The 11,015-nt window shown below is 70.7% G+C and carries 10 protein-coding genes; 6 read left to right on the forward strand and 4 right to left on the reverse strand.

Translation table 11 applies throughout. From position 1 onward, the window contains the following. The 3 genes from HR086_RS39275 to HR086_RS39285 all read right to left on the reverse strand — a co-directional run. A partial coding sequence (locus HR086_RS39275; RefSeq protein WP_174468167.1) for an efflux RND transporter permease subunit occupies positions 1–1,568 on the reverse strand: 1,568 nt, incomplete at its 3' end. Further along, positions 1,565–2,776: an efflux RND transporter periplasmic adaptor subunit gene (locus HR086_RS39280; protein WP_174468168.1), complete on the reverse strand. Its 1,212-nt coding sequence runs from the start codon at positions 2,774–2,776 to the stop codon at positions 1,565–1,567. The genes HR086_RS39275 and HR086_RS39280, both read right to left, overlap by 4 nt. A gap of 5 nt (positions 2,777–2,781) precedes the next feature. Further along, positions 2,782–4,239 (reverse strand): TolC family protein, encoded by a 1,458-nt coding sequence (locus HR086_RS39285; RefSeq protein ID WP_174468169.1) that lies wholly within the window; start codon positions 4,237–4,239, stop codon positions 2,782–2,784. Positions 4,240–4,372: 133 nt separating this feature from the next. Between HR086_RS39285 and HR086_RS39290 the strand changes: the two genes are divergently transcribed. From HR086_RS39290 to HR086_RS39315, 6 genes are read left to right on the forward strand one after another with little or no spacing between them, the layout of a single operon-like run. After that, positions 4,373–6,403 carry a putative metal-binding motif-containing protein gene (locus HR086_RS39290; RefSeq protein WP_254626636.1) on the forward strand — a complete coding sequence of 677 codons (2,031 nt, stop codon included), beginning with the start codon at positions 4,373–4,375 and terminating at the stop codon, positions 6,401–6,403. A 12-nt stretch (positions 6,404–6,415) separates the two neighbouring features. After that, a complete protein-coding gene (locus tag HR086_RS39295; protein WP_174458276.1) occupies positions 6,416–7,114 on the forward strand; it encodes an ABC transporter ATP-binding protein in 699 nt (232 codons plus the stop codon). Beyond that, positions 7,111–7,917 (forward strand): ABC transporter permease, encoded by an 807-nt coding sequence (locus HR086_RS39300; protein ID WP_246137529.1) that lies wholly within the window; start codon positions 7,111–7,113, stop codon positions 7,915–7,917. The genes HR086_RS39295 and HR086_RS39300 overlap by 4 nt, the downstream gene beginning before the upstream one ends. Beyond that, positions 7,914–8,660 carry an ABC transporter permease gene (locus tag HR086_RS39305; protein WP_141646129.1) on the forward strand — a complete coding sequence of 249 codons (747 nt, stop codon included), beginning with the start codon at positions 7,914–7,916 and terminating at the stop codon, positions 8,658–8,660. The genes HR086_RS39300 and HR086_RS39305 overlap by 4 nt, the downstream gene beginning before the upstream one ends. After that, entirely contained in the window at positions 8,657–9,415 is a 759-nt protein-coding gene (locus HR086_RS39310; protein WP_141646128.1) for an ATP-binding cassette domain-containing protein, read from the forward strand. Before HR086_RS39305 ends, HR086_RS39310 begins: the two co-directional genes overlap by 4 nt. Continuing rightward, positions 9,408–10,418, forward strand: a complete 1,011-nt coding sequence (locus HR086_RS39315; protein ID WP_174468170.1) for an MlaD family protein — start codon at positions 9,408–9,410, stop codon at positions 10,416–10,418. The genes HR086_RS39310 and HR086_RS39315 overlap by 8 nt, the downstream gene beginning before the upstream one ends. A 31-nt stretch (positions 10,419–10,449) precedes the next feature. On the opposite strand, the gene HR086_RS39320 is transcribed toward HR086_RS39315, so the two are convergent. Further along, a partial coding sequence (locus tag HR086_RS39320; RefSeq protein WP_254626637.1) for a dienelactone hydrolase family protein occupies positions 10,450–11,015 on the reverse strand: 566 nt, incomplete at its 5' end.

The raw sequence follows: 11,015 nt of genomic DNA on the forward strand, positions 1-11,015 counted from the left end.
GGCTTCAGCCCCCAGCCCAGCACCCGCCCATACGCGTGCTCCAGCTTGCTGAAGCCCTTGTCCACCCACACGCCCATCTTGCTGCGCCCCTCGCGGGACGTCTTCAAGAGCTGCGCGCAGCGCGCCGGCGCCAGGGTGATGGCCTCCACGTACGACAGCAGCACCGCGACGCAGAGCGTGACGCCGAACTGGAGGAAGAACCGGCCGATGATGCCCTTCATGAACACGACGGGCAGGAAGATGGCGATGACGGCCATCGTCGCCGCCAGCGCGGCGAAGGTGATCTCCGCGGTGCCCTCGCGCGCGGCGCGCACCCGGTCCTTCCCTTCCTCCGCGTGCCGGAAGATGTTCTCCAGCACCATGATGGCGTCGTCCACGACGATGCCTACCGCCAATGCCAGACCCAGCAGCGTGAAGGTGTTGAGCGTGAAGCCCAGGAAGTAGATGACAGCCACCGTCCCCAACAGCGACATGGGAATGGCCAGCACCACGTTCATCGTGCTCGACAGCGAGCCCAGGAACACCCAACACACGAACGCGGTGAGGATGCAGGCCAGCAGCAGCTCGAACTCGATTTCGTGGACGCTCTCCTCGATGAACTGCGTCGAGTCGAAGCGCACCGCCACGTCCATCCCCTCTGGGGCCTCCTTCTGGATGCGCGCCAGTTCCGCGCGCACGCCCTGCGCCACCGACACCGCGTTGGCCCCGCGCTGCTTCTTGATGCCCAGGCCCTGCGCGGGGATGCCATTCACCCGCGCCATGCGCCGGATGTCCTCGAAGCCGTCCTCCACCAACGCCACGTCGTGCAGGTACACCGGCTGGCCGCCCTGCTCCCGGATGACGATGTTGCGCAGCGTCTCCAGGTCCAGCGCCTCGCCCAGCACGCGCACGTTGACTTCGCGGCCCGACGTCTCGATGCGACCCGCCGGCAGCTCCACGTGCTCCCGCTGGAGCGCGGCGGTGATGTCCATCACCGTGAGGCCGAGCGAGTCCAGCTTGCCGGAGTCCACCCAGATGCGGACGTTGCGCTCCAGCGAGCCGCCAATCTGGACTTCACCCACGCCCGGCACCGTCTGGAGCTTCTCCTTCACGCGGTAGCGCGCGAAGTCACTCACCACCTGCTGCGAGAAGGGCCCGGACACACCCACCTGGATGATGGGCTGGTCCTCCGGGTTCGTCTTGGTGACGATGGGCGGGTCGATGTCCTCGGGGAGCTGGCGCTGCGCCTGGCTCACCTTCGTCTGCACGTCCGCGAGCGCCGTATCGACGTTGCGCGACAGGTCCAGCTCCACCGTGATGTTGGCGCCGCCCTGCCGGGCGTTGGAGGTGATGCTAGTGACGCCTTCCACCTGCGTCACCGCCTCCTCGATGGCCTCGATGACGTCGCTCTCCACCGCTTCCGGGTTGGCGCCCTCCCACGTCACGCTGATGTTGATGGTGGGGAAGTCGACGTCCGGGAACTGGCTGATGCCGATGCGCTGCGACGCCACCACGCCGAAGACGATGGTCGCCGCCATGATCATCCAGGCGAGGACCGGCTTCTTGATGCAGGCTTCCGTCAGGCTCATCGCCCAGCTCCCTCGCCGCCGCCGGCGTCTTCGACGCGGGGCTCGGCCGTCAGCGCGGGCTTCTTCTCCTCGGCCACGCGAACCACCACGCCGTCGCGCAGGGCCTCGCCGCCGCGCACCACCAGTCGCTCCCCCGCCTTGAGGCCCTCACGGACCTCCACCCGGCCGTCCGCCGTGCGCATGCCCAGTTCCAGGATGCGCTCGCGGGCCTTGTCACCCTCCACCACGAACGCCATGAAGCCGCGCTCGCTGGCCCGCACCGCCGTCTGCGGCACCACCGGGCTGCCACCGCGCGTCTCCACCGGCACCGCGACGGAGGCGAACACGCCCGGGCGCAGCCGGTGCGCGTCCTCGGCGGACACCTCGGCCGTCACCGGCACCATGCGGCTGGCCTCGTCGGCGGCCTCCGCCACGTGGGTGATCTTCGCCATGTACGAGCCGCCCTCCGAGCGCACCGAGAACCGCGCAGGCAGGCCCGGCTTCAGCCGCGACACGTCCGCCTCGGGCACCGTGAAGCGCAAGAGCAGCGGGTCCTTGCGCAGGAGCGTCGCCATCACGATGCCGGGCTGCACGTACTGGCCCGTCTGCACGGTGCGAGTCTGGAGCACGCCGTCCATGGGTGCGCGCACGTACGCGTCGCGCTGGTTGAGCTGGGCCTGGTCCAGCGCCGCCCGCGCCGAGGCGACGTCCGCCTCCGCCGTGCGCGCTCGCGCCTGGAAGGTGTCGAGCTGCTCGGCGGGCAACAGGCCCGGGCTGGCCTCATTGACGGCGGTGCGACGGGCGGCGCCGGACTGGGCCTCCGCCAGCGAGGCGCGCGCCTTGGCGAACGAGGCCTCGGCCGCGCGCACGGCGATGGCGTAGCGCGCGGGCTCGATCTCCGCGAGCACGTCGCCCTTCTTCACCGTCTGCCCCTCCATGAAGAGGACGCGCTCCACGGCGCCGGGCACCCGCGCGGTGATCTGCACCCGCTCGAAGGCCTCCACGGAGCCCACCGCGTTGACGACGTACTCGACGTCGCGGGCCTCCACGGGGGCGACCTCGACGGGGAACTGGATGGGCCCACGGCCACCCGGACCTCCGCCGCCGGGACGACCGCCCGCCTTCCCGGCCGGGGCCGCTTCCGCGCCCTTCGACGCCTCCGCGTCCTTCTTGCATGCACCCATGGCCAGCATGGCCACGGCCAGCGTCAGCGTTCCTGCGCGTCGCATCGCCTTCACGGTTCCTTCCCCAGGGGATCGAGTCCGACTGCCGCCCTCAGGCCCAGCAGGGCCACGCCCAACGCATACCGGCTGCGCGCCAGGGCCACCTCCGCCTCGAACAACCGGAGGGAGGCATCCGCCAATGTCAACGCCGTGGACAATCCCTGGCGGTAGAGAATGCCCTGCTCCTCCGCGTTCTGCCGCGCCGCGCGGGTCGCCAGCTCGCTCTGGGTGAGCGCCGCCCGCGCGTTCTCCAGGGCCACGCGGGCCCGCTGGATGTCCACGTCCACGCGCCGCGTGCCCGCCTGCTGCTCCAGCTCCGCCGCGCGCGCCAGGGCCACCCTCTCACGGCGCTCCGCGTAGCGCTCACCGCCATCGAAGAGGTTCCAGACGAGGTCGGCCGACAGGAAGCCATCACCGGTGCGGCCCGTCAGGCCGCCTTCATTGGTGAGCCGGTACGTCGCGGCCACGCCCAGCGAGGGCAGCAGTCGCGCCAGCGGCTCCAGCGCGTTCGCCTCCAGCGACTCCACCCGTAGGCGCGAGGCGAGGATGTCCGGGCGGCGCTCCACGGCGCCAGGGATGATGGAGTCGTGGGTCGCGAGCGGCCGGGCCGCGTCGTCGAGCAGGGCCTGCGGCATGACGAGCGCGCCCTCCACCGACTCCACCAGCAGATAGCCGAGCTCCAGGCGGCTCGTCTGCGCCAGGTTGCGAGCGCTGATGAGCTCCACCTCCGCGGTGGCCACCTCCACCTCCGCGCGTGTCACGTCGTTGGTGCTCGCGAGCCCCCCCTTCGCCCGGGCCGATGCGTCCGCGTGCGACTGCTTCGCGAAGGCGATGCGCTGCTCGGCGGCCTGGAAGACCTGCTGCTCCTGGAGGGTGATGAGGAAGGCGTTGGCGGCCTCGAACGAAATCTGACGTCGGGCCTCCACGGCCTCCAGCCCCGCCGCCTCGCCGTCCAGGCGCGCGGCCCGGTACAGCGGGAAGCCGCGCGCGTCGAAGACCGTGACGCGGGCGACGATGTTGGCGCCGAAGGCGTTGTAGCGCTGGAGGACGACCTGCTGCCCGCCCACCTCACGCGTCGACTGGTTGGAGCGGCGCGTATAGGTGCCCGTCGCCGTCAGCTCCGGGAAGAAGAACGCACGGGCGCGCGACAGGCGGGCGTCGGCGGCGGTGGCGCGCTGCTGGGCCGCGAGCGCTGACTCGTTGCGCTCGGCCGCCATCGACACCGCTCGCTCCAGCGTCAGCGGCGCGCTGTCCGCGGGAGGACTCGCGGGCGCCGCCGTGCCTGGCGCGACGGGTGCGGATTCCGCAGCGGGCCGTGCGGAATTCGCAGCCTCGGGTGCGGAATCCGCAGCGCCGCGCGAGGGAGTGGGTGCCACGGGTGCATCGCTCTGGGCCGCCTGGGACTCGGCTGGAGACAAGGCCAGCCAGGCACAGAGGGGCGCGAAGAGGGCGGTTCGAACAGGGGACATGAGCGAGGAGGCGGGGCTCGGGCCAGATGGGTGACGGGGTGGCGCGCGCTGGGGCCCGACGAGCGAAAGGATGCACCCTGCGACGGGGGCTTCTGGACGATGGCCAGCGCGGCGGTCTATGGGGGAGTTCCGGATGTCCTTGGGTTCTACGGCGGTACGTCACGACAGCGGGCGCCGCGACGCGGCGGGGAATGCACGGGCGATGCGTTTATTCCAGGTGGGTGTACTGCTGCTGACACTTGCGTTGTCGGGTTGCAAGACGGAGACCCCCGCCAGCGCGCCCGCGCTGAGGGTCTTCATCACGTATGCGACCTTCCGGCCAAAGTGCCTGACGCTCACGGTGGTGGACGTGCACGACGCGTCGCACACCGCATCGGGCGCGGTGCCGGTAGACGAGGAGCGCCTCAGCGACACGCGCCTCGGCGTCATCCAGGATCATCCGGGCTGGAGTCGTGACCTGCGAGTGACCGCCGTGGCGCACGAGGGCTCGTGTGCCGGGCCCGTCATCGCGAGCCAGTCCGCGGAGGCCCGGTTTCCGACCCGGGATGTCACCGACCTGGGCCTGGACCTGCGCGCGGAGGACCTGGACGGCGATGGAGCCTTCGCCGCGAAGCCGCCCTACCCCGGCACGGACTGCGACGACACAGACCCGGCCATCCACCCCGGGGCCACCGAACTGTGTGACGGTGTCGACAACAACTGTGTTGCAGGAGAGGACGACGCCCCGCGCGAGACTCCGTTCTGGCCGGACGCGGACGCGGATGGCTACGGCGATGACGGGGCCCCGCGGGCCCTTGCCTGCATCACGCCCACGGGCTTCACGACGCGCGGTGGGGACTGTGACGACACGGCCGGCGACATCCACCCCGGGCAGGCGGAGTTTCGCTGCGACGGCAGGGACGACAACTGCGACGGCGTGGCGGACAGCGATGGGTTCTCCGTGGGCATGGCGTGCACGACGCCGCTGGGCTGCTCCGGGGTGCTGGCCTGCGCGGGGCCCTCCGCCTCCGCGTGCGCCAGCAGCGAGCAGCCGGTGGCCTACTTCGCGGACGACGACGGAGATGGAGAGGCCGGACAGTGGGTGGGGCCCGGCTGTGTGCCGCCCGAGCCAGGCGCGACGCGGGAGGACACCGACTGTGACGAGGGCTCCGCCCTGGCGCGACAGGGACTCACCGAGCAGTGCGACCGCCTGGACAACGACTGCAATGGCCAGACGGATGACGGGGTGACGGGCTGTGCCTCGACGACGTGGGGCGTGCGGGAGGAGCTGGGTGATGCGAACGCGCGGTTCGACGCGGTGGCCGTGTACTCGAGGAGGCACGGATGGCTTGCGGGCGCGGCAAGCCGTGTGCTTCACGTGGAAGACGACGCCGTCACGCCCGTGACGAACTGTGAGGGCGAGTGGAAGTCGGCGTGGGCCGCGAGCAATGGCCGCGTCTTCCTGGGCTCCCGCGCGGGTCGGTTCGCGACGCTGAAGCCCGGTGAAGAGGCCGAGCCGTGCGAGAGCTTCTCCAGTGGCCATGCCGGCGCCATCAACGGCCTGGTCGGCTTCGAGAGCCCCACGGACAACATCGTCACCCTGTATGCCGTCACCAGTCAGGGCCGCGTCCTGCGCTGGCGCTACGACGACGGAGGCGCGACGCAGGAGCAGCCCACGGTCCTCACGGAGGTGGCCTCCAACCTGAGGGCCATTCATGGCCTGGATGAAAGGACGCTGCTCGCGGTGGGCGCGGAGACGGTGGATGGACAGCCCCGCCCCGTGGCCTTTCGTGCGCCGACGAGCGGGACGACGTGGACGAAGGAGGAGTTGGGAGTGTCGGGTGCCACTGGCTTCCTGAACGACGTCCGGGTCCTGACGCCTCGGCTGGCCTATGTGGCGGGCGACGGCGCGCTGCTGTTGGAGCGCTCGCGAGACACCTGGACTCGACTGCCGACACTGACGGTGACGGGCGGGGCCACGCCCGATCTCCGGGCCCTCATGGCCTTCGGCCGCACCGCCCTCTACGCGGTGTCCTCGGAGGTGAACGACGTCCACTTCTTCAACGGGTCGACCTGGAGCACCGCCACGCAGTCGCCGGCGACGCTGAATGCGCTGGGTGGCTCGGGGCCCGGGGACGTGTGGGCCACGGGCCACCGCGGCACCCTGCTGCGCTGGACGCCGTGAGAGAGCGAGCCCATGGACCTGCGCGCTGAAGCCCTGACAGTGAGGCACGGCGCGCGGACGGTCCTCTCGGACGTGCGCTGTGCGCTGCCACCGGGGACCCAGGCGCTGCTGCTGGGGCGCTCTGGCGCGGGGAAGACGACGCTGCTGAAGTCGCTGGCGGGCCTGGTCCCCGCGTTTCGCGGGCAGGTGCTGTGGGATGGGCAGGACGTGGCGCGGCTGTCCTCCGCCGCGCGACGTGAGCGGCAGGCATCCTTCGGCATGGTGTTCCAGACGGACGCGCTGTTCGACTCGATGACGGTGCGGCAGAACGTGTTGCTTCCGCTCGTCCGGCGACATGTGCCGGAGCGCGAGGCCGAGGCGCGCGCGGACGAGGTGCTTCGCGCGGTGGGCTTGCAGGACGCGGCCGACACGCTGCCGGAGCGACTGTCCGGTGGAATGAAGAAGCGCGCGGGCATCGGTCGGGCGCTGGCGGCGCGGCCCTCCGTGCTGCTCGCGGACGACCCCTTCGCGGGCCTGGACCCGGGGACGGCCAGGCAGGTGGCACGCGTGCTGTTGGAGGTCTCCCGGGGCGGCACGTTGATTGTCGCCGCACCCGAGGCGCCGCTGGACCTTCCCCTGCCCCGCTGGCTGTATCTCCGAGGTGGGCGGTTGGTGTACGACGGGCCTCCCGCGCCGGAGCTGGAGCGCGAACAGGACGAGGTGCTCCCGTGAGCCCACCGCCGCGCGTCGAGAGCCCCGGGCTGAAGACGGTGCGCGGCGCGGGGAGCCTGGGCCTGGGGGCAGTGCGAGGCATCGGAGCGCTGGCGCTGGTGGCGGCGCGCACGGTGCTTGGACTCCCGCGACTGGAGCGGCGCGAGCTGGCACGAGCGCTGGTGCAGTTCGGGTACGACTCCCTGCCCCTCGCGCTGGCCACGGCGGCGCTCGCGGGCGTCATCGTCGTGTTGCAGTCGGGGCTCTACATCCAGCGCTTCGGCGCGCGGGCGTTCCTCGGGTGGGCCGCGGGCTACGGAGTGCTGTGGGAGTTCGGTCCGCTGCTGCTGGGCCTCATCATGTCCGCGCGAATTGGCGCGAGGAACGCGGCGGAGCTGGCCACCATGCAGGTGGGTGGGCAGATAGAGGGCCTGCGCGGAATCGGCCTGGACCCCTTCGCCATCCTCGTGGCGCCGCGCGTGGTGGCGATGGAATTGAGCATGCTCGCGATGAGCACCTTCACGTTCCTGGTCGCCATCCTCTTCGAGTCCGTGGCGGCGCTCTTCACGCTGGGCCTGCCGCTGCGAATCTTCTTCGGGACGTTCGCGCAGATGCTCAGTCCGCTCGACATCCTGGGAGGCGTGGTGAAGACGGGCGCCTTCGGCCTGGCCATCTCGCTGGTGTCCACCACGGTGGGGCTGTCGGCGCGCGGGGGCGCCCAGGCGGTGGGACGCGCGGCGGCGAGCGCGGTGGTGCAAGGGTGCGCCGCCATCTTCGTCATCGACTTCGTGCTCACGCTGGTCCTCGCGGGGTGGATGGCATGAACCGGGTGCTGTCGTTCTTCGGAGCCCCGGTGGTGCTCTTCGCGCGCACGGTGCGGGCTGGGGCTCGCGAGGGCGTGTCCTGGCGCGAGTGCGCGGTGCAGCTCCACGAGTTGGGGGGGCGCAGCGTGTGGCTGGTGATGTCGGGCATGGCCTTCTTCGGCGCGGTGCTGGTGACCATCGCCAACAGCCAGGCGCGGCGGTTCGTGGGCAACGTGGCGGTGCTCGGACCGGCGTACTTCGAGCTGCTGATTCGAGAGCTGGGGCCGGTGGTGTCCGCGCTGCTGACGGCGTCGCGCGCGGGGGCGGGCCATGCGGCGGAGCTGTCCACCATGAGCGTGAACGAGCAGGTGGAGGCGCTGGAGATGTCCGCGGGGGACCCGTATGCGGACCTGGTGGCGCCGCGCGTGGTGGCGGGGCTCCTGGGCGTTCCGCTGTTGAGCACCTTGGGGACGGTGGCCGCGACGCTGTCGGCGGCGCTGGTGGCAAGCCTCGTCTTCGGCGTGGACGGTCGGGCCTTCATGGACCCCCGCTATGTGGATGGCTGGGATTTGCTGGCGGCGGGCATGAAGGCCGTGGCGTGTGGGCTGTACATTCCCCTGGCGGCGGCGGTGGCGGGGCTGCGAGCCCGGGGTGGCGCGGAGGCGGTGGGAGAAGCCACGACGCAGGGCGTGGTGGCCGCGAGCCTGGGGTGTCTGTTGATTGACTTTGGTGTCTCCCTCGCATTCCAACTGCTACGCCTGTGAGCGCGAACGACTCCCCCACCCGCACCGAGGACACGCTGCGCTTCACGGACGTGCGCGTCGCGTTCGAGGGAGGTCGGCGCGTGCTGGACGGCGTGACGGCGGAGGTGTCGACGCGCGAGCTGACGTTCATCGCGGGGGCGAGCGGCTCGGGCAAGAGCGTGTTGTGTCGGATGGCGGTGGGCTTGTTGCAACCGGACTCCGGCAGCGTGGAGCTGTGGGGCGAGCGGGTGGACACGCAGCCGGAGCGGGAGCTGGTCCGGCTGCGGCGCCGCGCGCCCTATCTGGTGCAAGGCCCTGCCCTGCTCGACTGGCGGACCCTCCGTGAGAACGTGCGGCTGGCGGACCCGAAGGCCCCGGAGGACGCGGTGGAGTCGGCGCTGGCGCAGGTGGGGCTCTTGGAGTGGGCGGACCGGTTGCCGCCGGAGCTGGGGCCTGGGGCGAAGAAGCGCGCCGCCATCGCGAGGGCGCTGGTGTTGAAGCCGCGCTATCTCTTGCTGGACGAGCCGACCACCGGGTTGGACCGGCGAGCGGCCACGCAGGTGGAAGAGGTCATCGCGTCGCTGAAGACGCGGGGACTGGGAGGGCTGGTGGTGACACACGACTATCGACAGCTCAAGGGGCTGGCGGACCAGGTGTTGGTGGTGGCGGGAGGTCGGTGTGCGTACCTGGGGCCACCGGAGGGCTTCCTGGAGTCCTCCGCGCCAGAGCTGCGGGTGTTGACGGCGCCGTTCATGGAGGGTGCGACGGATGGATGAGCGACGGTTGGAATTGAAGGTGGGCGCCCTGGTGCTGGCGGCGGTGGTGGGCGTGCTGGTGTTGCTGTGGTTGATGGGTGAGCTCAGCCTGGGGTCGTCCACGGTGCTCCCGGTGGACTTCGGGCACACGGGCAACGTGGTGGAGGGCGCGCCGGTGAAGCTGGGCGGTGTCCAGGTGGGCCGGGTGCAGGCGATTCGACTGCAGCCGGAGCGCAGGGATGCCCGCGGACAGCCCTTGCCCGTGCGCATGGAGCTGGCGGTGACACCGGAGTCGCTGGCGGCGCTGCGCTCGGATGCGCGGGTGACGGTGGCCTCGGTGGGCCTGCTGGGCGAGCCCTATCTGGAATTGAATCCAGGAACCCAGCCGGGAGGCAGGCCCGAGGGCGAGGCCTTGCGGGGAACGGATGCACCGCGTCTGGATTTGCTGGCGGAGCATCTCTCGAAGTTCGTGGAGACGATGTCTGGGATGCTGGAGAAGGACCCGGAGGCGGTGACGGGGTTGGTGACCAACATCTCGCGGCTTTCCAAGACGCTGGATGAGCTGCTCACGGAGAACAAGGGCGACGTGAAGGTGCTGGCCTCGGAGCTGGCGGCGGCATCGAAGGACTTGAGGCAGCTGGCCCAGCTCGCGAGGGAGTCACTCCAGCCGGGGGGCAAGGCGGCACGGCTGTTGGACGACGCGGCGGCCTCGGCGGCGGTGCTGCGCAGCGAACTGCCGGGACTGACGAAGTCCGCGGGGACGACGCTGGATGGACTGGCGGCCGTCACGGGCGAGCTGGGCCCGGAGGATGGGAAGCGCGTGAAACTGGCCTTGGAGAAGCTCACGGCCGCCGTGGGGCAACTGGACAGCATCGCGGCCCGGGCGGACCGCGTGCTGGCGAAGATAGAGGCTGGAGAAGGCACCGCTGGCGCCGTCCTCAAGGACCCGACGCTCTACAACGAGCTGCGCACCCTGGTGACGGACCTGCGCAAGCATCCGTGGAAGATGCTGTGGAAGGATTAGCGGACGCCAACCACGAGCCTCCGGCAACCGCTCAGAGCGAGTGGCTCAACATCCACGCGTAGATGTCATGACCCGCTGAACCGTTATAGGTCTGGGACCACGAGTCGTGCCCCACGCCCTGATACAGCGTGAGCTGGGCGGGCGGGCTCGCCGCTGGATTGCAGACGTTGTTCAGCTTGTTCACCGGGTCGATGGATCCCCACTGAGACACCGTCCCATCCGCCGTGCCGTGGAAGGCCCACACCGGCACGTTCCACATGTTGCAGATGGGAATCCCGTTGCCATTCCCCGCGATGGGCACAATCGCCGCGAGCTTCTGCGGGAAGGCCACCGCGTAGGACCAGGTGACGATGGCCCCCGCCGAGAGCCCCGTCAGATAGATGCGGTTCGGGTCGACTCGATAGCGCGTCTTCGCGAACTCGAGGATGGCGTCAATCTCATTGTCGCCCCACCAAGCATTGAATCGCTGCGGCGAGATGAGGATGAACGGGAAGTGCCGGCCGTTCCGGATGAGCCGAGGCGGCGCGGTGACCGCCATCAGCTTCTCCAAGCCCGCCACCGAGGCCGTTCCATCCCCCTCCTGCCCCTGGCCCCCCA

Source organism: Myxococcus sp. CA039A, assembly GCF_013336645.1.
Classification (GTDB): Bacteria; Myxococcota; Myxococcia; order Myxococcales; family Myxococcaceae; genus Myxococcus; species Myxococcus llanfairpwllgwyngyllgogerychwyrndrobwllllantysiliogogogochensis.

Excerpts from the sequence above, each read along its gene's own strand:
- HR086_RS39285 (WP_174468169.1), bottom strand. The coding sequence starts at position 4,239 with ATGTCCCCTGTTCGAACCGCCCTCTTCGCGCCCCTCTGTGCCTGGCTG.
- HR086_RS39290 (WP_254626636.1), top strand. The coding sequence starts at position 4,373 with ATGTCCTTGGGTTCTACGGCGGTACGTCACGACAGCGGGCGCCGCGAC.
- HR086_RS39315 (WP_174468170.1), top strand. The coding sequence starts at position 9,408 with ATGGATGAGCGACGGTTGGAATTGAAGGTGGGCGCCCTGGTGCTGGCG.
- HR086_RS39305 (WP_141646129.1), top strand. The coding sequence starts at position 7,914 with ATGAACCGGGTGCTGTCGTTCTTCGGAGCCCCGGTGGTGCTCTTCGCG.
- HR086_RS39295 (WP_174458276.1), top strand. The coding sequence starts at position 6,416 with ATGGACCTGCGCGCTGAAGCCCTGACAGTGAGGCACGGCGCGCGGACG.
- HR086_RS39280 (WP_174468168.1), bottom strand. The coding sequence starts at position 2,776 with ATGCGACGCGCAGGAACGCTGACGCTGGCCGTGGCCATGCTGGCCATG.